Origin of the sequence: Nocardioides faecalis (assembly GCF_018388425.1) — a bacterium.
GTDB lineage: Bacteria > Actinomycetota > Actinomycetes > Propionibacteriales > Nocardioidaceae > Nocardioides > Nocardioides faecalis.
On the sequence record NZ_CP074406.1, the window covers coordinates 2110018 to 2134723 of the forward strand.

Sequence of the window (24706 nt, forward strand, 5' to 3'; positions counted from 1 at the left end):
GTCAGCTCTCCCGACTGGGCAGCGTCCTGCCCGTCGCCACCCAGTGTGCCTCGTGGATCGCCGCGTCGAGGTTGCGCGGGCTGAGCGCGTCGCCGACCGCGGTGACCGGCACACCGAGCGCGTCGCTCAACTCCTCGGCGTCCAGGCCGGCGACGCGGACCGCTTGGCGCGGGGTCAGCGCGACCACGGTGTCGACCTGGCCGACCTCGCGCTCCTCGCCGGTGAGCTGGTCGACCAGGCGCAGGCCGTCGGGGGTGCTGCGGACCCGCACCCCGACAGTGCGGGTGAACGAGCCGGCGGCCAGGGTGCGCAGCACGACCTGGCGCTCGTAGCCGGTGCCGACGTGCGGCAGCAGCGTCTCGTACGGCGTCGCGACGTGCACGTCCAGGCCGGCGCCGACCAGGCTCAGCAGCACGCCGCTGGCATACGCCGTGCCGTCGTCGTCGACCACCAGCACCCGCGGCCCCAGCTTCGGGCCGGAGGCGGCCTGCGCGGCGTCCATCGCCGTCCAGGCGTCGATGCTCGCCGGGGCGGGCTCGGCGAAGCCGGAGCCGAAGGCCAGCGTCGTGTGGGTGTCCCCGGTCGGCGCGACCGCGCCGGTGGCGAGCAGCACCCGCTGCGGCGCGGTGGCGGCGATGGCCGCGACGTCGGCGGCCACGCCGAGGCGTACGTCGACGCCTGCGCGTGCGACGTCGCGCTCCAGGTCGGACAGCAGCAGGCCGACGGAGCCGCGCCCCGGCACCCGCACCGCGCGGCGCAGCTGGCCGCCGAGCACGGGTGCGGCCTCGAGCAGGGTGACCGGGTGCCCGTCCTGGGCGAGCCGGATCGCGGCGTGCATCCCGGCGGGTCCGCCGCCGACGACGGTCCACCGCTGTGCGGGGCCGGGCTCGGGGAGCCGGTCGAGCTCGCGGCCGGCGTCGGGGTTGACGGTGCAGGTGACGGGCAGGCCGACGGAGCCGCGGCCCAGGCAGCCCTGGTTGAGCCGGATGCAGTGCCGCACCGTCTCGGTGCGGCCGGTGAGCAGCTTGTGGGCGAGGTCGGGGTCGGCGAGCTGGCCGCGGGTCAGCGCGACCATGTCGGCGATGCCGGAGGCCAGCACCTCCTCGGCCTCCTCGACCGCCCATGCCGAGCCGACCCCGAAGACCGGGATGTCGGGGTTGGCCTGCTTGAGCGCGGCGACGTCCTCGCGCAGCCAGGCCACCGGCATCGCCGAGGACGGGAACACCCAGTGCACGTCGTGGTAGCCGCCGGCGGCGGTGTCGATGAAGTCGATCCGGGTCTCGGCCCGCAGACGGGCGACGACCTCGCGCAGGTCGGCGGCGCTCAAGCCCCGGCCCGGCTCGCCCTCGTGGTGCTCGTTCAGGCAGATCCGGATGCCGACGGTGTAGTCGTCGCCGACGGCGGCGCGGACCGCGGCCAGCACCTCGCGCGGGAACCGGGTGCGGCCCTCCAGGTCGCCTCCGTAGGAGTCGGTCCGGGCGTTGTAGAGCGGGGAGAGGAACTGGTGGCCCAGGTAGCCGTGCGCCAGGTGGATCTCGACGCCGTCGAAGCCGCCCTCGCGGGCCAGCTCGGCGGAACGCGCCCAGGCGGCGACCAGCTCGCGGATGTCACCGTGGCTCAGCTCGCGGGTGGCGACGCCGGTGGACGGGGAGATCATCCGGCTCGGGGCGTACACCGGTCGCGGTCCTGCCGGGCCCTGCGGTGCCGCCTGGGCGCCGTGGTGGTTGAGCTGCACGAGCACCCGGGCGCCGGCGTCGTGGATCGCGGAGGTCATCGCGGTGTTGGCCGCCACCGACTCCGGGCGCCAGGCGTCCTCGAAGCCACGGATGGAGCCCGAGGGGTGCACGAAGTGGTTGCCGGCGACGAACAGGCCGCAGCCGCCCTCGGCGCGGCGCACGTAGTACGCCGTCTCCCGCTCCGACTCGACGCGGTCGCTGTACTGCTTGGAGTGCGCCGCCTGCATGATCCGGTTCGGCGCGGTGAAGGAGCCGATCCGCAGCGGCTGGGCGAGCAGGGTGTTCACCCCGGGATTCTCCCGCAGCCGACGTGGCGGCGGGAGGGGCGTGCTCAGCCGGCCAGGAAGCTGAGCCGCACCTCACGCTCGGCGTTGTCGACGTTGAGGTCGACCAGGCAGATGCTCTGCCAGGTGCCCAGCGCCAGCCTTCCGCCCAGCACGGGCACGCTCGCGTACGGCGGCACCAGGGCCGGCATCACGTGCGAGCGGCCGTGGCCGCGGCTGCCGTGCCGGTGGCGCCACCGGTCGTCGGCCGGCAGCAGGTCGCCGAGCGCGGCGAGCAGGTCGTCGTCGCTGCCGGCGCCGGTCTCCAGGATCGCCAGCCCGGCGGTGGCGTGCGGCACGAAGACGTGCAGCAGGCCGTCTCCGGTCCCCGCCGCACTGGAGGCCCGTGCGACGTAGTCGGCGCAGTCGGAGGTCAGGTCGAGCACCACCTCGGTGCCGCCGGTGCGGTAGGTACGCGTCTGGCTGTCCACGCCCCCATCGTGGCAGGCGAAGACCAGCGCCTCGCTCAGTCGTACGCCGCCTCGGCCCACCAGCAGCCGCCCTCCTCCCAGCGCAGCAGCCAGGCCCGGCCGTCGACCCCGACGAGCTGGAAGCGGGCCACCCGGCCACCGGCGCCCGGGCCGAGCCACCAGCCCTCGTCCACCGGCCAGGGCCCGGCCCACGCCGCCACCGGGCACCACTGCCGGCCCAGCCGGATCCGCACCGGCTCGCCGGTGACCATGCCGCGCTCGGTGACCGCGATGGGGGCGCCGGCGTCGTCCACCACCTCCACCTCGTGAGGCTCGGCGAACACGCGGGTGGGGGCGGGCCCGGGGATCGCCCCGGGCCAGGGCCGGTCCACCGGCCGCAGCCCGGTCGGTCGTTCGCCCCACGGCACCAGCGCCTGGCGGTCGGCCGCGCCGCGGCCGCCTTGCAGCACCGGCACCCGGACGGCGTCGTAGCCGACCATGGCCTGCACGCGGGCCACGCCGCGCACGACCTGGTCCTCGGCGCCACCACCCCACAGGCCTTCGGCGTGGTCGCCGGCTGGTTCGACGACCTCGGGCAGCAGCCGCAGCACCGTGACGGGCGCGGTGATCGGGGTGCCGAACGACTTGCGGCTGCGCAGGCCGGAGGAGGCCAGGCCGGCCTGCAGCTGCCAGTGCACCCGGTCCACCAGGTCGCGGGAGGTGAAGCAGCGCGGGTGCAGCCAGCTGCGCGCCGAGACGCCCGGGCCAGCACCGGCACCCGAGCTCTCGAACTCGGCCTCGATCCGCACCCCGGTGGCGACCAGCTGCCGGGCGGCGAGGCCCGCGACGAAGCGTTCGGCGGTGGTGCGCACGCTGAACGCGGCCGCCTCGGCGGAGTCCAGGGGCGGCTCGAAGGAGATCTCGCAGGCCAGCTCCGGCGGCGGCGTGCGGGAGGCCAGCGGCGCCACGCCCGCCCCCTGCACCCGGCGCCACACCTCGACGCCGTGGCTGCCGAACCGGTTGGCGACCTCGCCCGCCCCCAGCGCGGCGAGGTCGCCCAGCCGCAGCAGGCCGAGGCGGCGCAGCAGGTCGGCGAGCTCGGTCCCCTCCGGTCCCTCGTCGGCCAGGACCGTGACCGGCAGGTCGCGCAGGTACGCCGCGGACTCCCCCGGCGCGACGACCTCGCAGCCCTGTGGCGGCGCGGAGCGGGCGGCCCGCTCGGCGGCGTACAGGTCGTCGGCCACCCCGAAGCGGCAATCCCACACGCCGGCGCCGACCAGGTGCTCGGCGAGCAGGGCGGCAGCCGCCTCCTCCCCGCTGACGCCGGCGCGGGCGAAGAACCGGCCCGGGGCGGGCACCGCGAGCAGGCCGGGACGGATCGGCGCCACCCCGGGGCGCAGCTCCTCGACCGTCGCCAGCACCGGCTCGAACCAGCGGGCGTCGCGCTCCGGGCTCGCGGGCAGCAGCAGCACCTCGGGGCACCGGGCCTGTGCGTCGCGGCGGCGCTGCCCACGGCGCACGCCCTCCGCGCGGGCGGCGGCGTTGCACACGAGGACCCGGTTGCCCGAGAGCACCGCGGCGGGCACCTCCGCACCGGCGGGAGCCTCAGCGCCGACGGGGGCGTCGGTGGTGGCGGAGCCGGCCGTGTCCGCCTGCTCCAGCAGCGCGGCGGTGACCGACCAGTCCGGGCACCACAGCACCATGGTGCGCATCAGGCCGACACCCTGGTACGCATCTAGGCCACGACCTCGGCCCGCGCGGGTGGCCCCGCGCCACGTCGTACGACGACCTCGATCCGCCGCTCGCGCAGCCGGCCACTGCCCCGCCCGATGCCCTCCCAGCTGGTCCGCACCGCCGAGAGGCGGGCCTCGCAGCGTGGCCAGTCGCCCTGGACGACCAGCACCCCGGAGCGCGAGCGCAGCCGGGCGTCGAGGATCGAGGCGGACTTGGCGTCGACCGTCCCGGGCGGGCGCAGCACCACGACCTTGAGCACGTCGACGAGCGCGGCGGTGACCTCCAACCAGTGCTCGCCGGGGGCGGGCACGAGCACCGTGCGGGACAGCTCGATGCCGCGCTGGTGCGCGGCCTCGGCACCGAAGTCGTCCCAGCCGGCGAAGCCGACCCACTCCCCTGCCTGCGAGGCGCCGGCAGCCAGCTCCATGGCGAGCGTGGTGGAGTCGACGGAGTAGACCGCTCCGGTGCGCAGCTGGACCAGGCCCTCGACGCTGGGCGCGGTCGGCACGCTCAGCCGGGTCGGGCCGCCCTGGAGGGCCTGGATCCGGCCGCGGAGCTGATCGAGGACCGCGGCTTGACTCACCCACCCATCTTCGAACATTTGTTCGAACGAGGCAAGTGGGCGGCACTCCCCCAGCCCGCATCGAAGGGCCGGGCCGTGGGTCAGCGCTTGCGCTTCTCCCGCGGCTGCACCTTGATCTCGATCGGGGTGCCGACGAAGCCGAACTCCTCGCGCAGCCGGCGCTCCACGAACCGCTCGTAGCCCGCGTCGAGCTTGCCGGTGGTGAACAGCTTGAAGGTCGGCGGCGCGGTCTGCACCTGGCTGCCGAACAGGATCCGCGGCTGCTTGCCGCTGCGCACCGGGTGCGGGTGCTCGGCGACGATCCGGCCCAGGAAGGCGTTCAGCGCGCCGGTGGTGACCCGGGTCTCCCAGCCCTCGATCGAGCGGCGCAGCGCCGGCACCAGGCGGTCGATGTGCCAGCCGGTCTTGGCCGTGATGTTGATCCGCGGCGCCCACTGCACCTGGACCAGGTCGCGCTCGATCTCGCGGTCGAGGAAGTAGCGGCGCTCGGCGTCCACGAGGTCCCACTTGTTGAACGCGATCACCAGCGCCTTGCCGGCCTCGCGGACCTCCTGCAGGATCCGCAGGTCCTGCTCGGCCACCGACTGGCTGCCGTCGAGGACCAGCACGCAGACCTCCGCGCGCTCGATCGCGGTCGAGGTGCGCAGCCAGGCGTAGTACTCGTGGCCCGAGGCCTCCTTGACCCGCTTGCGGATGCCGGCGGTGTCGATGAAGCGCCACTGGTCGCCGTCGAGGTCGACGATCTCGTCGACCGGGTCGACGGTGGTGCCGGCGACGTTGTCGACCACCGAGCGCTCCTCGCCGGCCAGCTTGTTCAGCAGTGAGGACTTGCCGACGTTGGGGCGCCCCACGATCGCGATCCGTCGCGGACCGCCGATCGCCTTCTCGCCGGCCTCCGGGGCCTTCGGCAGCACCTCGAGCACCGCGTCGAGCAGGTCGCCCGAGCCGCGCCCGTGCAGCGCGGAGACCACGTGCGGCTCGCCGAGCCCGAGGTTCCACAGCCCGTAGGCCTCGATCTCGGCACGCTCGTCGTCGACCTTGTTCGCGGTCAGCACGACCGGCTTGCCGGACTTGCGCAGCACGCGTACGACGGCCTCGTCGGCGTCGGTGATCCCGATGGAGGCGTCGACCACGAACAGCACCGCGTCGGCCAGGCCCACGGCGATCTCGGCCTGCGCCTTGATCCGCTCGGCCAGTCCGCGCGCGTCGGGGTCCCAGCCGCCGGTGTCGACGACGGTGAAGGCGCGGCCGTTCCACTCCGCGTCGTAGGAGACGCGGTCCCGGGTCACGCCGGGGATGTCCTGCACGACGGCCTCGCGGCGGCCGAGGATCCGGTTGACCAACGTGGACTTGCCCACGTTCGGCCGGCCGACGACAGCGAGCACCGGCACCGGGCCTGAGCTGGTCGGGGCGGCTTCTTCAGTCATCACGGTCTCCTTGCGGGAGCGGGCCGGGCAGGCTCCGCCCTGTCTCGTCGAGGGCATCGGCCAGCCCGGAGCGCAGGTGCGCTCGCAGGGCGGCCGAGGTCAGACGTACATGATCCCGCGTCCGCGGCCAACCCACCGCATCGACGGGCACCGGGTGCCCGACCACGACGTCGATCCGTGCCCCCCGCGCGGGCAGCGAGCCGCTGCTCCCACCCGTCTCCCGGGTGCCGAGGAAGGTCAGCGGCACGACCGGGGCGCCGCTGACCAGCGCCAGGTACGCCGCCCCGGAGTGGAACACCTCGAAGTTGCCCTCCCCGCGGGTGCCCTCCGGGAACACGCCCACCGCGCCGCCGTCGCGCAGCACCCGCAGCGCCGTGCGCACGGCGCCCGGGTCGGTGTGGCGCCGGTCCAGCGGGATCTGTCCGGCGGCGCGCAGCAGCGCGCCGAGGGGTCCGGTGAACATCTCGACCTTCGTCAGGGCGTGCACGGGCCGGGGGGCGAAGATCGCCATCAGCGGGCCGTCGACGAACCCGACGTGGTTGGCCGCCACCACCGCCGGCCCCGTGGCCGGGAACCGCTCGGCGTGGTGCACGCGGACGTCGTAGGCCAGCCGGATCAGGCGGCGCGCCGCCGGTCGTCCGGCGCGCAGCAGCCTCGTGGCCGGCGGGCGGACGGTGTCGCTGCGCGGTGGAGCCAGGTGCGCGGCCGGGCCGCGGGCCTGGCCGGGAGGCGGGGTCACACCCGCTCCGTCACCAGTCCCACCACCAGCTCGACGACCTCGTCCAGGGTCAGGTCGGTGGAGTCGATGTGCACCGCGCCGTCGGCCATCGTCAGCGGGGCGACGGCGCGGGCGGAGTCGATCCGGTCGCGGGCCAGCAGCGACTCCTGCGTCGCGGCGACGCGCGCGGCGTCACCGGCCGCGGCGCTGCCGCCGTTCTCGGCGGCGCGGCGGGCGGCGCGAGCGGCGGGATCGGCGGTCAGGTAGATCTTGAGCTCGGCGTCCGGCCACACCACGGAGCCGATGTCGCGGCCCTCCACGACGATGCCCGCACGGCCGCCGCCGGTGCTCTCGGTGATGATCTCCCGCTGCAGCGCCAGCAGCCGGGCGCGGACCTCGGGCACGGCGCTGACCGGGGAGACGGCGGCGTTGACCTCGTCGCTGCGGATCTCCACCGACACGTCGGTGCCGTCGACGGTGATGCTCGGTGCCAGCGGGTCGGTGCCCGAGGCGAGCACCGGGGAGCCGGCGTGCGCAGCCACGGCGGCCGCGTCGTGCACGTCGACGTCGTGGCGCAGCATCCACCAGGTGACCGCACGGAACTGGGCACCGGTGTCGAGGTAGCGCAGGCCGAGGCGGTCCGCGACCGCCCGGCAGGTGCTGGACTTGCCCGATCCCGAGGTCCCGTCGACGGCGACGACGACGCTGCGCCCCGCTGCCCCGGGCGTGTCCTGACCCTGCTCCACCGGCTCGCTCACGGGCCGCAGACTACCGGTGCGTGGTCCAGCCCCTCGACTCCAGCGCCTCGCGCAGGACCTCCGCCGTGCCCTCCACCACGTCGAGCTCGACGAGGCCGACGGGACGGCCTGGGTCGTGGTCGATGCGGACGTCCTCGATGTTGACGCCGCTGGCGCCGGCGTCGGCGAACAGCCGCGCCAGCTCGCCCGGGTGGTCGGGCACCGCGACCCGCACCGGCACCATCGTCTGCGGGGCGCCGCCGTGCTTGCCGGGGATGGCGCGGGTGCCGGCCTGGCCGTAGGCCAGCAGCGACTCCAGGCCGACGCGGTCGCCCTCGCGCACCGCCTCCAGCACCAGGTCGAGCCGCTGGCGGACCTCGGTGAGCAGGTCGGCGACGGCGTCGGTGTTGGCGCCGATGATCTGGCTGTAGAGCGCCGGGTCGCCGCCCGCCACCCGGGTGACGTCGCGGATCCCGGTGCCCGACAGCGCCAGGTGGTCGGGGGCGGCGCCGGCCAGGGTGCCCGCGACGAGGGAGGCCATCAGGTGCGGCACGTGCGAGGTGCGAGCCACCGCACGGTCGTGGTCGCCCGGCGGCAGCATGACCGGCACGGCGCCGCACAGCCGCACCAGGGCGTCGACGAGCGCCGTCGCGGCGGGGCTGGCGCCGTGCGCCGGGGTGATCGCCCAGGGGCGGCCGTCGAAGAGGGCGGCGTTGGCGGTCAGCGGCCCGGAGTGCTCGGTACCGGCCATCGGGTGGCTGCCCACGTAGCGCGCGGCCGCCGGGTGGCCCGCCACCGCGTCCAGCGGCGCCCCCTTCACGCTGCCCACGTCGGTGACGTAGGTGTCCGGCCCGGCGGCGTCCAGGGCGGCGCGGATCGCGGCCCCCAGCGCGTCGGGCGGTACGGCGACCACGACCAGCTGCGGCACGTCCTCCTCGGCGCGGGGCCGGCCGGCGCCGAGCCCGGAGGCGGTGCGCACGTGGTCCGCGGCGGCGTCGGTGAGCAGCACCTCCAGCCCGGCGCGGCGACACGCCAGCGCGATGGAGGTGCCGATCAGGCCGGTGCCGACGACCTCGACGGGTCCGATCAGCACCGAGGCGTTCGACGAGCCGTTCGTCGGGCCGTTCGATGGGGCGGTCATCAGCAGGTCACTCGGGGGCCGGGCACGGCTCCCAGGCTAGGGGATGACCTCCCGGGCTCAGGCGGGCTGGTAGGAGCCGAAGGACCAGTGGTTGCCCTCGGGGTCGAGCACGCAGCCCTCCCGGCCGCCGTAGTCCTGCTCGAGGACCGGGCGTTGCAACGTGCCGCCCGCCGCGAGCGCCGCGGCGACGACCCGGTCCGGGTCGTCGGTGACCAGGTAGGTGCCGGCCTTGCCGGGCTCGTGCAGCGGACTGGTCTCGCGCACGGCGCCGAACATGATCCCGCCGCCACCCGGCCACAGCCACTCGGCGTGCACCACGGTGCCCTCGTCGTCGCGGTGGGTGACGTGCTCGACGAAGCCGACGGCACGCAGCCAGCCGAGCATCGTGTCCACGTCGGCGAAGGCCATGGCGGGCCACACCCGCACCGTGCTCGCCTGGTCCGCTGTCGTCGAGGTCGTCGACTCGGGGGTCGTCTCGCGGGTCGTCGCTGGGGTCTCGGTCGTGTCCGTCATGCGTCTGAGGCTGCCAGCCCGCTGACCGGCTCGTCTTGAACGAAGGGGAACTCCTCGCGCAGCCACACCGTCGGCGAGCAGCCCGCCAGCGCCGTCCACTCCCGGGTCAGGTGGGCCTGGTCGGCGAAGCCGCAGCAGGCGGCGACCTCGGCCAGCGGGAGGCGACCGAGGAGCCCTCGAGCGGCAGCGAACCGAGAGACGCGGTGCAGCTGCTTGGGCCTCACCCCGCACTCGGCGCGGACCAGATCGCCGAGCCGGCGGCGGCTGAGCCCGACGCTCGCGGCGACCGCGCCCACCCGGGCACCACCGGCCAGGGCACGCAGCGCCACGGCGACCTCGGGGCGCATCCCGTCCCGGGGCGCGGTGCCCCGGGACCCGGCGCCTCGGGCCAGGTCGACGAGCACCCGGTCCACCAGCGCCACCTGCTCCTGGGTGCTGTCGAGCCCGTGCAGCCGCTCCGGCAGCTCGCGCAACGCCGTCACGCCCGCGGCGTCCGCGTCGGTGAGCTCCGCGGCCAGGGCTCCGGCCGGCATGCCCAGCAGCGCGCGGGCACCGGCCACGGTGAGGGCGAGCTGGATACCGCGCTGGGTGCCCTCGTGGTGGATCGCGGCCGGCACCAGGCTCAGCCCGGACAGCGAGGTCCACCCCTCGTGCAGGCTGTCGGGCCGGCCGGCCCAGCTCACCCGCAACGGCGCGTCGAGGGGCAGCACCAGCGTCAGCGTCGTGGACGGCAGCCCCCGGTGCACACCGGGTGCCCCCATGTCGACGTCGTAGGCCACGCGGGCGGCGAGGAGTCCGCGCAGGGCTGCCGGGAGCGGCGGGATCTCGCTCACGGCACCCAGGGTAGGGCTAGAGCCCGACGAGCTCCAGCAGCTGACCGAGCTCGTCACCGCTGAGCTCACGGGTCGCGCCGCTGCGCAGCGTGCCGAGCTCGATCGGACCGAACCGGGTGCGGCTCAGCTGCCGCACCGGGTGCCCGACCTGGTCGAGCAGCCGGCGCACGATCCGGTTGCGGCCCTCGTGGATGACCAGCTCGATGATCGACCGGTCGGCGGCGGTGTCCAGCAGCCGGGCACGTCGTACCTCGACGGGGCCGTCGTCGAGGGTGACCCCGGCGAGCAGCTCCGCGACGCCTGCCTTGGTCATCCGGCCGGCCACCTCGGCGACGTACGTCTTCTCCACCTCGAAGGAGGGGTGCGCCATCCGGTGCGCGAACTCGCCGTCGTTGGTGAGCAGCAGCAGCCCGGAGGTGTCGGTGTCGAGGCGACCGACGTGGAAGAGCCGCAGGCCGGGGTCCTCCGGCAGCACGTCGGTGAGCACGTCGCTCAGGGTGCGCCGCCCGCGGGGGTCGGCCATCGTGGAGACCACGCCGCGCGGCTTGTTGAGCACCAGGTACATCCGGTCCGACAGCGGAGGCAGCCGCTTGCCGGACACCTTGATCACCGCCGTGCGAGGGTCGACCTTGGTGCCCAGCCGGGTGACGACCTCGCCGTCGACCTCCACCTCGCCGCCGAGCATGAGCTCCTCGCAGCGGCGCCGCGAGGCAACACCGGCGGAGGCCAGCAGCTTCTGCAGCCGGATCTGGCCGTCGTCGTCCAGGGCGATCTCGCGTGGGATCTCGCGCGGCTGCTCAGGCTTCATCGGTGCGCGCCTCCCCCGGGTCCGTCGCCGGGGCCAGCTGTGCGGCCGATGACATCTCGCTCTCCATCTCTTCGAGGTCGGGCAGGTGCGGGGCCAGGTCGGGCAGCTCGTCGAGGGAGACGATGCCGATCCGCTCCAGGAAGTACGACGTGGTGCGGTACAGGGTCGCACCGTGCTCGCCGTCCTGGCCGGCCTCCTCCACCAGGCCCCGGTTGAGCAGGGTACGCATCACACCGTCGACGTTGACACCGCGGACCGCCGAGACCCGGGCACGTGACACCGGCTGCTGGTAGGCCACCACGGCGAGGGTCTCCAGCGCGGCCTGCGTCAGCCGCGCCTGCTGGCCCTCCAGCACGAACCCCTCCACCACGCCTGCGTACTCCTCGCGGGTGTAGTAGCGCCAGCCGCCGGCGACGTTGCGCAGCTCGAAGCCGCGCCCCTGGGCGTCGTACTCGGCGGCGAGGGCGGCGAGGGCCTCGTCGACCACGGCCGGCGGGTGCCCGACCGCGGTGGCCAGGGTGAGGGCGTCCAGCGGCTGGTCGGCGACCATCAGCACCGCCTCCAGCGCGGGGTGCAGCTCGACCGCCTCAGCGGTCTCGGCGCCTTGGTCCTGCTCGGTCATGGGGTGCTCTCCTCGGTCGCGTCGTCGCCCGGCTCGGTCGGGACCTGCTCGGCCGGGACCTGTTCGGCCGGGGCGCCGTCGAACTCGTCGGTGATCAGCTCGTCCACGTCGACCTCCTCGGCGCCGGTCCAGCGCACGGTCAGCTCACCGAGCGGGGTGACCTGGTCGAAGGAGACCGCACCTTCGCGGAAGAGCTCGAGCAGGGACAGGAACCGGGCCACTGTGGTGAGGGTGTCCGGGGAGTCGCCGCACAGGGCCCGGAAGGTCATCGTGCCGGCGCGGCGCAGCCGCTCCATCACCACCGCGGCCTGCTCGCGCACGCTGACGGTGGGGGCGTGGATGTGCTGCAGGCTCAGCTCGGGCTCCGGCTTGGGTGCCATCGCCCGGGCCGCCAGGGCGGCGAACTGCTCCAGCCCGATCCCGATCAGCACCTCGGGCAGCAGCCCGGCGAACCGGTCCTCCAGGCCGACGGCGCGGGGGTGGCGGTGCGCCTCGACGCGCAGTCGCCCGTCGAAGACGGCGGCGATCTGCTTGTAGGCGCGGTACTGCAGCAGCCGGGCGAAGAGGAGGTCGCGCGCCTCGAGCAGCGCGAGGTCCTCCTCGTCCTCCACGTCGCCGGCCGGCAGCAGCCGCGCCGCCTTGAGGTCCAGCAGGGTGGCGGCGACCAGCAGGAAAGACGTCGTCTCCTCCAGGTCGTTGGCCGGCAGGGCCTTGACGTGGGCGATGAACTCGACGGTCACCTTCGACAGGGCGATCTCGGTGACGTCGAGCTTGTGCTTGGCGATGAGGCTGAGCAGGAGGTCGAACGGGCCCTCGAAGTTGCTCAGGTGGACCTCGAACCCGGCCTGGGTCTCGGCGACCTGCTCGACCTCGCTCACCGTCGCATCATGACTCACGCAGCCGTCGCAGCAGCGTGGAGTCCTCCCCCTGCTCCTCCAGCTCGGCCAGCACCAGGTGCAGCGCCTCGCGCACGATCCGGCCGCGGTCCACGGCAAGGCCGTGCTCGCCGCGCAGCGTGAGCCGGGCCCGCTCGAGGTCCAGCAGCTCCTCGGAGGTCACGTAGACGGTGATCTTCTCGTCGTGACGGACCCTGCCGCTGGGCGCCTTCTTCTTGGGTGGCTCGGCGGGCTCGGGGGTGTCCGGCACGGCGCGCACCTTGCCGCGGCGCGGTGCGGGCTCCTCCGCGCCGACCGTGGGCCGGAACAGGTCGTCGGCAGCCGGGAGGCTCACACGTCGGGGCACCGCAACGCCACCTCCTTCGCCAGCTGGCGGTAGGCCTCGGCGCCGCTGGAGGACGAGGCGTAGGAGGTGATCGGCTCGCCGGCCACGGTGGAGTCGGAGAACTTCACCGTGCGGCGGATGACGGTGTGGAAGACCGAGTCGCCCCAGGCCTGCACGAGGCGCTCGAGCACCTCGCGGCCGTGCAGCGTACGGCCGTCGTACATCGTGCCGAGGACGCCGTCGACCTCCAGGTTCGGGTTGAGCCGCTCCTGGACCTTGTCGATGGTCTGCTTGAGCAGCGCCACCCCGCGCAGTGCGAAGTACTCGCACTCCAGCGGGATGATCACGCCGTCGGAGGCGGTCAGCGCGTTGACGGTGAGCAGGCCGAGCGAGGGCTGGCAGTCGATGAGGATGACGTCGTAGCGCTCGATCGCCGGGGCGAGGACGCGCTGCAGGGTCTGCTCGCGGGCGACCTCGTGCACCAACTGCACCTCGGCGGCGGACAGGTCGATGTTGGAGGGCAGCAGGTCCATGCCGGGCACGCCGGAGGGCACCACGACGTCGTCGATGGTCGTCTGCCGGTCCATCAGCAGGTTGTAGACCGTGCTGTCCATCTCGTGCGGGTTGAGCCCGAGGCCGACCGAGAGCGAGCCCTGCGGGTCGAAATCGACGAGAAGCACCTTGCGGCCGAACTCGGCCAGCGCCGCACCCAGGTTGATGGTGGTCGTGGTCTTGCCGACGCCACCCTTCTGGTTGCACATCGAGATCACCCGGGCACCACCGTGCTCGGTGAGCGGGCGCGGGTCGGGCAGCACCGGCATCGGGCGCCCGGTCGGGCCCAGCGCCACCTCGGCGCTCGCCGCACTCGACTTCGCCGCCGGTCGCGGCGCGACGGCCTGCTCGACCGGGAACTGCAGCGTGGTCGGCTCGCTGGCGAACTGCCGCCGCACCCCGCCGTCGCCGCTCATCTCGCCGGGCGCCGGGATCGGCATCCTCGGCGGCATGTCGGGTGCACTGGAACCTCCGTAGGGTCCGACCATTGCCCTCACCTTGCCCTCACCATGTACGTCGTGTCGGTTGCGGGCCCCTTCCCCAGGGCCCGGGACACGACCATCCAACAATGTCGACACAGCGACATTGGGGAGGCTCGCCGCACGACGTCCCGCGCGTCCGGGAGGCGGGTCGGTGAGGCCGGTCGGCGAGGCGGGCTCAGCCGGTGAGGCAGACGACCTGCTCGGTGCGCAGCACGACCTCGCCGGACTCGTCGCTGGCGGCCAGGTCGACCACCGCGCGGATCACCCAGTCGTGGTTGCCCTCGGGGTCGTGCAGGGTCTGCGTGACGCGCCAGGTGTCGGCGCCGCGCTCGATGTCGAGCAGCGAGGGCCCCCGGGCGTCGGCGTCGGTCAGCAGCCGGTCGTGCTCGGCGAAGTAGGCCTCCAGCACGGCGTCCCAGGCGGCCTCGTCCAGCTCGCCGTCGGGCTCGAGGGCGGCCAGGCCGGCGACGTCGTCGCGTGCCATCAGCTCCACCCGGCGCCACATCGCGTTGCGGACCATCACGTCGAAGACGCGACCCTGCTTGCTCAGCGGACGGGGCGGCGGCGGGGGTGCCTCGCCACGCGCGGCGGCACCGGCGGCGTCGAGGTGGTCGGGGTCGTTGAGCGCCTCCCACTCGTCGAGCAGCGAGGAGTCCACCTGGCGCACCGTCTCCCCCAACCAGTCGACGAGCAGGTCCAGCTCCTCGGTGCGGTAGCGCTCGGGCACGCTGTTCCGCAGGGCCCGGTAGGCGTCGGTGAGGTAGCGCAGCACCAGCCCCTCGGAGCGGGCGACCTGGTAGCGCGAGACCAGGTCGGTGAACCCCATCCCCTGCTCCCACATCTCCCGGACCACGGACTTCGGGGCGAGCGCGTCGGGCGCCAGCCAGGGGTGGCGCTCGCGGTAGGTCTCGAAGAGCGGCTCGAGCAGCTCGGCGAGTGGCTCGGGCCAGGTCACGTCCTCGACCAGCGCCATCCGCTCGTCGTACTCCACGCCGTCGGCCTTGAGCGCCGCGATCGCCTCGCCGCGGGCGGCGTGCCGCTGCGCGAACAGCACGGGGCGCGGCGCCTCGAGGGTCGCCTCGATCACCGAGACCACGTCGAGGGTGTAGGTGGGGCTGTCCGGGTCGAGCACGTCGAGCACCGCGAGGGCGAAGTGCGACAGCGGCTGGTTGAGCGCGAAGTCGAACGGCAGCTGCTCGGTGAGCACGTAGCGGCGGCCGTACTGGTCGGGCTCGTCCAGCCGGGTCAGCACCTCCGAGGCCACCAGGCTCCGCGCCAGCCGTACGGCGCGCTTGGCGAGCCGGAGCTGGGAGCGCCGGTCCTCGTGGTTGTCGGTGATCAGCCGGCGCAGCACGGTGAACGCGTCCTCCTCACGGGAGAGCACGTTGACGAGCATCGCGTTGTCGACCTTCATCTGCGACTTCAGCGGCTCCGGGCGGCCGGCGACCAGCTTGTCGAAGGTCTGCTCGCTCCACACGACGGTGCCCGGCGGGGGCTTCTTCAGCTGGGCCTTCGACGAGCGCTTGGCCCGCTGCGCCTCGCTCATCGCCGCGTTCTTGGCGGCGGCCTTGGCCTTGGCCTTCTCGTTCTCGATGATGTGCTCGGGGGCCTGCACCACGACGTAGCCGGCGGTGTCGAAGCCGGCCCGGCCGGCGCGGCCGGCGATCTGCAGGAACTCGCGGGCCCGCAGCACCCGCTGCCGGCTGCCGTCGAACTTCGCCAGGCCGGTGAACAGCACGGTGCGGATGGGCACGTTGATGCCGACGCCGAGGGTGTCGGTGCCGCAGATGACGGTGAGCAGCCCGGCCTGGGCGAGCTGCTCGACGAGGCGGCGGTAGCGCGGCAGCATGCCGGCGTGGTGCACGCCGATCCCGGAGCGCAGCAGCTTGCTCAGCGTCTTGCCGAACCCGGCGGCGAAGCGCACCCCGGCGATCCGCTCCGCGATCTGACGCTTGCGGTCCTCGTCGAGCGAGGTGTCGAGCCGGGTCGGCCCGGCGAGCAGGGACACGGCGTGCTCGACGGCCGCTGCCTGGGTGAAGTGCACGACATAGACCGGCCCCTGGCCGGTGGTGACCAGCTCGGTGAGCTTGTCGCTCATCGGGTCCAGCGACCAGCTGAACGTGAGCGGCACCGGCCGCTCGGCGTCGTCGACGACGCTCGTCTCGCGTCCGTTGCGGCGGGTGAGGTCGGCCGCCAGCTCGGTGGTGTCGCCGAGGGTGGCGGACATGAGCAGGAACTGCGCCTGGGGCAGCTCGATCAGCGGCACCTGCCAGGCCCAGCCCCGGCCGGGCTCGCCGTAGAAGTGGAACTCGTCCATCACGACCATGCCCACGTCGGCCTGCTGGCCCTCGCGCAGGGCGAGGTTGGCCAGCACCTCGGCGGTGCAGCAGATGATCGGGGCGTCGGCGTTGACCGAGACGTCGCCGGTCATCATGCCGACGTCAGCGGCGCCGAAGACGTCGACGAGCTCGAAGAACTTCTCGCTGACCAGGGCCTTGATCGGAGCGGTGTAGAAGGTGACCCGGTCGTCGGCGAGCGCGGCCATCGCGGCGGCGACGGCGACCAGGGACTTGCCGGAGCCGGTCGGCGTGGCGAGCACGACGTTGTCGCCGCCGAGCAGCGCGAGCACCGCCTCCTCCTGGTGCGGGTACAGCGTCAGGCCGCGCGCCTCGGCGTGGGCGAGGATGCGGTCGTAGGCCGCGTCGGCAGCGTCGGCGGCGCTGGCGGCGCTGGCAGTGGTGGCCGTGCTGGCCGTGGTGGTCTCAGGCATCACGTGCTCTCGGGTGGGCGGTCGCGAAGACCTCGCGCAGGTTGTCGACGGTGACCAGCGTGTAGACCTGGGTGGTGGTCACCGAGGCGTGGCCGAGCAGCTCCTGCACGACGCGCACGTCGGCGCCGCCGTCGAGCAGGTGGGTGGCGAACGAGTGCCGCAGGGTGTGCGGGGAGACGTCGGCGGTGACCCCGGCCCGCTCGGCGGCCTTGACCAGCACCGCCCAGGCGGACTGCCGCGAGAGCCGTCCGCCCCGGGAGTTCAGGAACAGCGCAGGCCCCACGCTCTTGGCGGCGGTGGAGACCAGCGCCGGCCTCCCCCGCACCAGGTACGACGTCAGCGCCTCGCGTGCGTACGAGCCAACCGGAACCAGCCGCTCCTTGCCGCCCTTGCCGCGGAGCAGGAGGGTGGCTGCGGGCGAGTCGGGGTCCAGGTCGGGGTCGGTGAGCGCGGCGACGTCGTCGACGTCGAGCCCGACGACCTCGGAGATCCGGGCGCCGGTGCCGTAGAGCAGCTCGAGCAGGGCGCGGTCGCGCAGCGCGAGCGGGGTGTCGGCCGCACCGGCTGCGGTGAGGATCGCCTCGACGTCGGAGAGCGGCAGCGCCTTGGGCAGCCGTTTCGCCGGGGTGGGCGGCTTGACCGCCGCGGCCGGGTCGGCGGCGGCGAGGCCGTCGGCGACGGCGAAGCGGTGGAAGCCGCGCACCGCCACCACGGTGCGGGCCGCGGAGGCCGCCCCGAGCGGCGCGTGCTCGGCGTCCCCCTCGCGCAGGCGGACCAGGAAGTCGGTGACCGTCTGCTCGGTGACGTCGTCGAGGTCGTCGATGCCGGCGGCGAGAAGGTGCGCCCGGTAGCGGCGCAGGTCGCGCCGGTAGGAGGTCAGCGTGTTGGCGGCCAGCCCCTTCTCCACGCCGAGGTGGTCGAGGTAGGTGCGGATGGCCCGGTCGACCGCTCCCGCTGCACCCCCAGGACTCACGCAGGTCAGGCTAGCGCGCGGCCTCCAGGGCCTCGGTGGGCGGGATCGTCGCGATGCCGACCGCCTCGCCGACCGGTGCGTTGGTCAGCTGCCCGGCGTGGGTGTTGAGCCCGTGGGCGAGGCTCGGGTCGGCGTGGCAGGCCTCGCGCCACCCCTTGTCGGCCAGGGCGACCGCGTACGGCAGCGTCGCGTTGGTCAGGGCGTAGGTGGAGGTGGCGGGCACGGCCCCGGGCATGTTCGCCACGCAGTAGAAGGTCGAGCCGTGCACGGCGAAGGTGGGGTCGTCGTGGGTGGTGGGCCGGGTGTCCTCGAAGCAGCCGCCTTGGTCGACGGCGATGTCGACCAGCACCGAGCCGGGCTTCATCCGCGACACCAGCTCGTTGCTGACCAGCTTGGGGGCGGCGGCGCCGGGGATCAGCACGGCCCCGATGACCAGGTCGGCCTCGACGACCTGCTGCTCGATCGCCAGCCGGGAGGAGGCGAGCCCGTGCACCCGGTTGTCGTAGCGCCAGAACGACATCCGCAGCTTGTCCAGGTCGGTGTCGAGCAGGGTGACGTCGGCGCCCATGCCGAGCGCGATGTTGGCGGCGTTCTGGCCGGCCACGCCGGCGCCGATGACGACGACCTTGGCGTTGGCGACGCCGCCGACCCCGCCCATCAGCACACCGCGGCCGCCCTGGGCCTTGAGCAGCGCGTGGGCGCCGACCTGTGGTGCCAGGCAGCCGGCGACCTCCGACATCGGGTAGAGCAGCGGCAGCGAGCCTGAGGGCAGCTGCACGGTCTCGTAGGCCAGCGCGGTGACCTTGCGCGTCAACAGCTCACGGGTCAACGCGGCGTCGGCGGCGAGGTGGAGGTAGGTGAAGAGCACCTGTCCCTCGCGCATCCGGTGGTACTCCTCGGCGACGGGCTCCTTGACCTTGAGCACCATCTCGGCGCCCTCCCATACCGCGTCGGCGTCCGGGACGATCGTGGCGCCCGCGGCGAGGAACTGCTCGTCGCTGATCGTGGAGCCGGCGCCGGCGCCGGCCTGGACCAGCACCTCGTGACCGTGACTGGTCAGCTCGTGAACGCCGATCGGGGTGATGGCGACCCGGTACTCGTGGTTCTTGACCTCGGTGGGAACTCCGATCCGCATCCGCCCAAGATAGGGCCCAGGTCACATCTCGGGGAGGGCTTGCGGATCACGATCCCGCATCACGTGCGCCGCCAGGACTGCCTGGACGACCGGACCGTCGGCGATCTGGCCCGCGAGCACCGCGTCCACCAGGTCGGCGAACGGCACCCACAGCACCTCCAGCTCCGCCTCCTCGTGCTCGAGCACGAAGCCGTCGCGGTCGACCGCGCTGAGCCCGGTGGCCAGGAAGTAGTGGATCCGCTCGGCGGAGTAGCCCGGTGAGCTGAAGGTCGACAGCAGGTGGGTCCAGCTGCGGGCGGCGAAGGCGGCCTCCTCCCGCAGCTCGCGCCGGGCGACCTCGACGGGCTCCTCGCCGGGCACGTCGCAGAGGCCGGCGGGCAGCTCGACCAGCCGGTGCCCGGCCGCGTGCCGGTAGTGGCGCAGGCACAGCACCCGGTCCTCGTCGTCGACGGCGAGGACCACCGCGGCGCCGGGGTGCTCGACGACGAGCCGGCGGAACGTGCCCTCCTCGGCGGGGGCGCCGGGGCGCCGGACGAGGTCGGAGCGCAGCGCGATCACCCAGCCGTCGCGGTGCAGGTCGGTGCTCGAGACGACCGGCCAGGTCTCCGCCACGTCACGCAGCCGCGACCCGTCGCCAGCGTCCACGCCCCGGCTCACCCCTCGATCGGCTCGGGGTGCAGCCCGGACTCGTCGATCTCCAGGCGCGTCTCGCGCTGGCGGGTGAGCGCGGCGCCGACGAGGCCGGCGAACAGCGGGTGCGGCCGGGTCGGGCGCGAGCGCAGCTCGGGGTGCGCCTGGGTGCCGATGTAGTACGGGTGCTCCTCGCGGGGCAGCTCCACGAACTCGACGAGGTCGAGGTCGGGGTTGACGCCGGAGAACACCAGCCCGGCCTTCGCGAGACGGTCACGGTAGGCGTTGTTGACCTCGAACCGGTGCCGGTGCCGCTCCTCGATGAGCTCGGAGCCGTAGACCTCGTGGGCGATCGAGCCGGGGGTGAGCGCGGCCGGGTAGAGGCCGAGGCGCATGGTGCCGCCGAGGTCGCCCTCGCCGTGCACGATGGACTTCTGCTCCTCCATCGTGGCGATCACCGGCTCGGGGGTGGCCGGGTCGAACTCGGTCGAGCCGGCCTTGGTGAGGCCGAGCTCGGTGCGGGCGTACTCGATCACCATGCACTGCAGGCCCAGGCAGAGCCCGAGGGTGGGGATCTTGTGCGCCCGGGCGTAGCTCAGCGCACCGAGCTTGCCCTCCAGGCCGCGGATGCCGAACCCGCCGGGCACGCAGATCGCGTCCACGTCGGCCAGCTGGCGCGCCGCACCCGCCTGGGTGGCGCACTCGTCCGAGGCGACCCAGCGCAGGTGCACCTTCGCCTCGTGCGCGAAGCCGCCGGCGCGCAGCGCCTCGGCGACCGAGAGGTAGGCGTCGTGCAGGTCGATGTACTTGCCGACCAGCGCGATGGTGACGTCCTCCTTGGGGTGGTGCACCCGGCGGAGCAGGTCGTCCCACAGCGTCCAGTCGACGTCACGGAACGGCAGGTTCAGGCGCCGTACGACGTAGGCGTCGAGGCCCTCGCGGTGCAGCACCTTGGGGATGTCGTAGATCGACGCGGCATCGGCGGCGGTGACCACGGCCTCCTGGTCGACGTCGCACATGAGCGCGATCTTGCGCTTGATGCTCTCCGGCAGCTCGCGGTCGGCGCGGCACACGATGGCGTCGGGCTGGATGCCGACCTGGCGCAGCGCGGCCACCGAGTGCTGGGTGGGCTTGGTCTTCAGCTCGCCGGACGGGCCGATGTAGGGCACCAGGGAGACGTGCAGGAAGAAGCAGTTGTCGCGGCCGATGTCATGGCGGACCTGGCGGGCGGCCTCGAGGAACGGCAGGGACTCGATGTCGCCGACGGTGCCGCCGATCTCGGTGATGACGATGTCGACGGCGTCCTCGCCGGTGCCGTGGCCCATGGCCAGGATCCGGTCCTTGATCTCGTCGGTGATGTGCGGGATCACCTGGACGGTGTCGCCGAGGTACTCGCCCTTGCGCTCCTTGGCGATGACCTTGGAGTAGACCTGCCCGGTGGTGACGTTGGCGATCTGGTTGAGGTCGGTGTCGAGGAACCGCTCGTAGTGCCCGATGTCCAGGTCGGTCTCGGCGCCGTCGTTGGTGACGAACACCTCGCCGTGCTGGAACGGGTTCATCGTGCCCGGATCCACGTTGAGATAGGGGTCGAGCTTCTGCATCGTCACCCGCAGACCGCGCGAGCGCAGCAGTCGACCGAGGCTCGAGGCGGTGAGCCCCTTGCCGAGCGACGAAGCGACGCCCCCGGTCACGAAGAGGTGTTTGACCTGGTTACCGGGCGTCATGCTCACGGGATTCCATCTTAGTCCATCTCCTCGGATCTGGGTTCATCACGTACGTCGGCGCGCCACGTCGAGCAGCTCGCGGGCGTGTGCCAGGGCGGTGTCGGACTCGGTGAGCCCGGCCAGCATCCGGGACAGCTCGCGCTCCCGACCGGCGTCGTCGAGCACCACCAGCCCGGAGCTGGTGACGGTGCCGTCGTGGGACTTCTCCACCAGCACGTGCCGGTCCGCGAACGCGGCGACCTGCGGCAGGTGGGTCACCACCAGGACCTGGGCGTCGGCGGCCAGGGTGGCCAGGCGGCGCCCGATCTCCACCGCAGCCGCACCGCCGACCCCGGAGTCGACCTCGTCGAAGACGAAGGTCGGCACCGGGCTGGTGCCGGCCAGGCAGACCTCGACCGCCAGCATCACCCGGGACAGCTCACCGCCCGAGGCGCCCTTGTGCAGCGGCCGGGGCTCCGAGCCGGTGTTGGCGGCGAGCAGGAGCTCCACGTCGTCGATCCCGCTGCGGGTGAAGCGCACCCACCCCTCGGCCAGCCGCAGCAGGTCCGGCGGCGGGTGCTCGGCATCGGTGGGGTGGGCGGCCTCGGGCACCTCGCGCCTGGTCACCCGCACCTGGAGTCGGGCGTGCGGCATCGCCAGCAGGGTGAGCTCGTCGGTGACGGCGGCACCGAGCCGCGTGGCCGCCTCGGCGCGGGCGGTGGACAGCGCGACGCCCGCGGTGGCGAGCTCGGCGCGCAGTGCCGCGGCCCGGTCGGCGAGGTCGCGGATCTGGTCGTCGGTGGAGTCGAGGTCGCCCAGGCGCAGCGCGGACTGCTCGGCCCAGGCCAGCACGTCCTCGACGGTCTCGCCGTACTTGCGCAGCAGGCCGGTCAGCGCCGCGCGCCGTTCGGAGACCGCAGCCAACCGGTTCGGGTCGACCTCGATCCCCGAGGCGTACGACGCCACGTCGGCCGCGACGTCGCTGAGCAGGTAGCTGACCTCGGCGACGCGGTCGGCGAGCGCGGCCGCGGCGGGGTCGTGCTCGCGCACGCCCTCCAGCAGCCCGCGGGCGGCGGCGACGGCGCCGAGCGCGTCGGGCGAGCCGTGCTCGCTGGACAGTGCCTCGCGGGCCTGCTCGGCGGCGCCGCGCAGCGTGTCGGCGTGGCCGAGCCGGGTCTCCTCGGCGGCCAGCTCGACATCCTCGCCGGGCTGCGGGTCGACCGCGGCGACCTCGTCCACACCGAAGCGGAGCAGGTCGGCCTCTCGGGCGCGCTCGCGGGCGCTGGCGCGCACCTCGGCGAGCTCGCGCTCGGTGGTCACCAGCGCGTCGTACAGCTCGGCGTAGCGGGCGTGCTGCTCGGTGAGCGCACCGAACCGGTCCAGGGCCAGGCGTTGGGTCTGCGGCTTGAGCAGCCGGTGCTGGTCGGACTGGCCGTGGACCGCGACGAGCGGCTCGGCGATCGAGGCCAGGGTGGCCACGGGCACCGCGGCGCCGCCGACGAACGCCCGGGAGCGGCCCTCGGCACTGACGTTGCGGCCCAGCACCACGCCGTCCTCGGCATCTCCCCCGGCGTCCTCGACGGCGGCGCGCAACCCGGGCAGCGCATCGGCGGCGACGACTCCTTCGACGCGGGCCTGCTTGGCGCCGGCGCGCACCGCTCCGGAGTCGGCGCGACCGCCGAGCAGCAGCCCCAGTGCGGTGACGACCATCGTCTTGCCGGCACCGGTCTCACCGGTGATGACGGTGAGGCCGGGACCCAGCTCCAGCACGGAGGAGTCGATGACGCCCAGCGAGCTGATCCGCAGCTCCTCGATCACGACACGTCTCCTCTGGCTCGGGCCTGGCGCCGCTCCGCCGCACCGCGCCAGCCCTCGACGGACAGGCCGAACTTGGCGACGAGGCGGTCGGTGAAGGGGGCCTCGGCCAGCCGGACCAGCCGGACCGGCCGCTGCCCGCGGCTGACCTCGATCCGGGCGCCGGGTGGCAGGTCGTGGCTGCGCCGGCCGTCGCACCACAGCACACCGGAGCTCTGGTTGCCCTCGAGCACCTCGACGGCGATCACCGACGACGGCGCCACCACCATGGGCCGGGCGAACAGGGCGTGCGCACTGATCGGAACGATGCACAGCGCCTCCACCTGGGGCCACACGATCGGGCCGCCGGCGGAGAAGTTGTACGCCGTGGAGCCGGTCGGGGTGGCGCACACGACGCCGTCGCCGCCCCACCGCGACAGCGGCCGGCCGTCGATCTCGACGACGACCTCGAGCATCCGCTCCCGGGCGGCCTTCTCGACGCTGGCCTCGTTGACGGCGAAGGTGGAGTAGACCAGCTCGCCGCCGACGTAGGCCCGCACGTCGAGGGTGAGCCGGTCCTCGGTGCTGTAGCGCTGGTCGACGATGGCGTCGATGGTGGCCGCGACGTCCTCGTGCTCGGCCTCGGCGAGGAACCCGACGTGACCGAGGTTGACCCCGAGCACGGGCGTGAGCCGCTCGTGGGTGACCTCCGCGGCGCGCAGGATGTTGCCGTCGCCGCCGATGACGACGGTGAGCTCGCAGCCGGCGCTGGCGTCGTTCTCGGAGTCGGTGAGCTCGACGGCCGGGACGTACTCCTCGGGGTCCAGCTCCAGCTCGTCGGCCTCGGCGCGCAGCAGTCGGACCACGATGCCGTGACCGGTGAGCTCCTTGACGAAGGAGCGGGCGACGTCGCGGGCCTCGGGGCGCCGCGTGTGCGCCAGCACCAGCACGCGGCGCGGGTCGTCGGCCGGACGGTCGTCGGCCGGACGGTCGTCGGCCGGACGGTCGGGGATGCTGGCGGTCTCGCTCACGGATCCACCCTCTCATTCGCGCCCGACGTGCCGCGGCGCACGACCGCGGCGATGCTCTCGTCGTCGATCTCGGGCGCACCGTGGCGCAGCCACAAGAAGAACTCGACGTTGCCCGAGGGGCCGGGCAGCGGGCTGACCGTGACCGCCCTGGCGCCCCAGCCGCGCTCTGCCGCGGCGTGCGCCACCGCGAGCACGGCCTCCGCGCGCAGCTCGGGGTCGCGGACCACACCGCCCTTGCCGACCCGGTCCTTGCCGACCTCGAACTGCGGCTTGACCATCAGCGCCAGGTCGCCGTCGGGACGGGTGACGCCGAGCAGCGCGTCGAGGACGAGGATGAGGGAGATGAAGGACAGGTCGCCGACGACGAGGTCGACCGGTCCCCCGATGTCGTCGGTGGTCAGGCTCCGCACGTTGGTGCGGTCGTGCACCCGGACCCGTTCGTCGGACTGCAGGGACCAGTCGAGCTGGCCGTAGCCGACGTCGACCGCGACCACCTCGGCCGCGCCGGCGCGCAGCAGCACGTCGGTGAAGCCGCCGGTGGAGGCGCCGGCGTCCAGGCAGCGCCGTCCGGAGACCTCCAGGCCGCCCGCGCCGAAGGCGGCGAGGGCGCCGAGCAGCTTGTGGGCGCCGCGGGAGACGTAGTCGGGACCGTGCTCGCCCTCGGCCACCACGATCGCAACATCGGTGGTCACCCCGGTGGCGGGCTTGCTGGCCACGGCGCCGGAGACCTTGACCCGGCCCTCGGCGATCAGGTGCGCCGCACGCTCCCGGGAGGGTGCGAGCCCGCGCCGGACCAGCTCCGCGTCGAGGCGGAGACGGCGAGGCGGCAC

At 73.9% G+C, this 24706-nt stretch carries 23 protein-coding genes; all 23 read right to left on the bottom strand.

What is annotated here, in order from left to right; genetic code table 11:
- Position 1: 1 nt before the first annotated feature.
- Positions 2–2023 (bottom strand): oxidoreductase, encoded by a 2022-nt coding sequence (locus tag KG111_RS09780; RefSeq protein ID WP_205292944.1) that lies wholly within the window; start codon positions 2021–2023, stop codon positions 2–4.
- Between the two features lie 44 nt (positions 2024–2067).
- The gene (locus KG111_RS09785) at positions 2068–2490 is read right to left on the bottom strand and encodes a YjbQ family protein (protein WP_205292943.1); all 423 of its coding nucleotides are present in this window, start codon (positions 2488–2490) and stop codon (positions 2068–2070) included.
- 35 nt (positions 2491–2525) lie between these two features.
- Positions 2526–4181, bottom strand: a complete 1656-nt coding sequence (locus tag KG111_RS09790; protein WP_205292942.1) for a DNA polymerase Y family protein — start codon at positions 4179–4181, stop codon at positions 2526–2528.
- A gap of 23 nt (positions 4182–4204) precedes the next feature.
- A complete protein-coding gene (gene imuA', locus KG111_RS09795; RefSeq protein ID WP_205292941.1) occupies positions 4205–4786 on the bottom strand; it encodes a DnaE2-dependent mutagenesis accessory factor ImuA' in 582 nt (193 codons plus the stop codon).
- 80 nt (positions 4787–4866) lie between these two features.
- Complete coding sequence (gene der / locus KG111_RS09800; RefSeq protein WP_205292940.1) at positions 4867–6213, bottom strand: ribosome biogenesis GTPase Der; 1347 nt, start codon at positions 6211–6213, stop codon at positions 4867–4869.
- Complete coding sequence (locus KG111_RS09805) at positions 6206–6952, bottom strand: lysophospholipid acyltransferase family protein (protein WP_249666061.1); 747 nt, start codon at positions 6950–6952, stop codon at positions 6206–6208. The genes der and KG111_RS09805 overlap by 8 nt, the downstream gene beginning before the upstream one ends.
- Positions 6949–7689, bottom strand: coding sequence for a (d)CMP kinase (gene cmk, locus KG111_RS09810; RefSeq protein ID WP_249666062.1), 741 nt, complete (start codon positions 7687–7689; stop codon positions 6949–6951). The genes KG111_RS09805 and cmk overlap by 4 nt, the downstream gene beginning before the upstream one ends.
- 10 nt (positions 7690–7699) lie before the next feature.
- Positions 7700–8809 (bottom strand): prephenate dehydrogenase, encoded by a 1110-nt coding sequence (locus tag KG111_RS09815; RefSeq protein WP_205292939.1) that lies wholly within the window; start codon positions 8807–8809, stop codon positions 7700–7702.
- Positions 8810–8866: 57 nt separating this feature from the next.
- Positions 8867–9322 carry a VOC family protein gene (locus tag KG111_RS09820; protein ID WP_205292938.1) on the bottom strand — a complete coding sequence of 152 codons (456 nt, stop codon included), beginning with the start codon at positions 9320–9322 and terminating at the stop codon, positions 8867–8869.
- Positions 9319–10155 carry a helix-turn-helix domain-containing protein gene (locus KG111_RS09825; protein ID WP_249666063.1) on the bottom strand — a complete coding sequence of 279 codons (837 nt, stop codon included), beginning with the start codon at positions 10153–10155 and terminating at the stop codon, positions 9319–9321. Before KG111_RS09825 ends, KG111_RS09820 begins: the two co-directional genes overlap by 4 nt.
- Positions 10156–10171: 16 nt before the next feature.
- The gene (locus tag KG111_RS09830) at positions 10172–10963 is read right to left on the bottom strand and encodes a pseudouridine synthase (RefSeq protein ID WP_205292937.1); all 792 of its coding nucleotides are present in this window, start codon (positions 10961–10963) and stop codon (positions 10172–10174) included.
- Positions 10953–11585, bottom strand: coding sequence for an SMC-Scp complex subunit ScpB (scpB, locus tag KG111_RS09835; RefSeq protein ID WP_205292936.1), 633 nt, complete (start codon positions 11583–11585; stop codon positions 10953–10955). The genes KG111_RS09830 and scpB overlap by 11 nt, the downstream gene beginning before the upstream one ends.
- Positions 11582–12463 carry a segregation and condensation protein A gene (locus KG111_RS09840; RefSeq protein ID WP_205292935.1) on the bottom strand — a complete coding sequence of 294 codons (882 nt, stop codon included), beginning with the start codon at positions 12461–12463 and terminating at the stop codon, positions 11582–11584. The genes scpB and KG111_RS09840 overlap by 4 nt, the downstream gene beginning before the upstream one ends.
- 7 nt (positions 12464–12470) lie before the next feature.
- Complete coding sequence (locus tag KG111_RS09845) at positions 12471–12827, bottom strand: hypothetical protein (RefSeq protein ID WP_205292934.1); 357 nt, start codon at positions 12825–12827, stop codon at positions 12471–12473.
- Complete coding sequence (locus tag KG111_RS09850) at positions 12812–13627, bottom strand: ParA family protein (RefSeq protein ID WP_240196155.1); 816 nt, start codon at positions 13625–13627, stop codon at positions 12812–12814. The genes KG111_RS09845 and KG111_RS09850 overlap by 16 nt, the downstream gene beginning before the upstream one ends.
- Before the next feature lie 388 nt (positions 13628–14015).
- Entirely contained in the window at positions 14016–16610 is a 2595-nt protein-coding gene (locus KG111_RS09855) for a DEAD/DEAH box helicase (protein ID WP_205292932.1), read from the bottom strand.
- Complete coding sequence (locus tag KG111_RS09860; protein WP_249666064.1) at positions 16603–17583, bottom strand: site-specific tyrosine recombinase XerD; 981 nt, start codon at positions 17581–17583, stop codon at positions 16603–16605. The genes KG111_RS09855 and KG111_RS09860 overlap by 8 nt, the downstream gene beginning before the upstream one ends.
- A 10-nt stretch (positions 17584–17593) precedes the next feature.
- Positions 17594–18718 (bottom strand): alanine dehydrogenase, encoded by a 1125-nt coding sequence (gene ald / locus KG111_RS09865; RefSeq protein WP_205292931.1) that lies wholly within the window; start codon positions 18716–18718, stop codon positions 17594–17596.
- A 21-nt stretch (positions 18719–18739) separates the two neighbouring features.
- Positions 18740–19363, bottom strand: a complete 624-nt coding sequence (locus tag KG111_RS09870) for an NUDIX domain-containing protein (protein ID WP_205292930.1) — start codon at positions 19361–19363, stop codon at positions 18740–18742.
- An 8-nt stretch (positions 19364–19371) separates the two neighbouring features.
- Positions 19372–21072, bottom strand: a complete 1701-nt coding sequence (gene pyrG, locus KG111_RS09875) for a CTP synthase (RefSeq protein WP_205292961.1) — start codon at positions 21070–21072, stop codon at positions 19372–19374.
- Positions 21073–21117: 45 nt separating this feature from the next.
- Entirely contained in the window at positions 21118–22869 is a 1752-nt protein-coding gene (gene recN / locus KG111_RS09880; protein ID WP_205292929.1) for a DNA repair protein RecN, read from the bottom strand.
- A complete protein-coding gene (locus tag KG111_RS09885) occupies positions 22866–23876 on the bottom strand; it encodes an NAD kinase (RefSeq protein ID WP_249666065.1) in 1011 nt (336 codons plus the stop codon). The genes recN and KG111_RS09885 overlap by 4 nt, the downstream gene beginning before the upstream one ends.
- On the bottom strand, positions 23873–24706 hold the full coding sequence (locus KG111_RS09890) for a TlyA family RNA methyltransferase (RefSeq protein ID WP_205292928.1): 834 nt from the start codon (positions 24704–24706) through the stop codon (positions 23873–23875). The genes KG111_RS09885 and KG111_RS09890 overlap by 4 nt, the downstream gene beginning before the upstream one ends.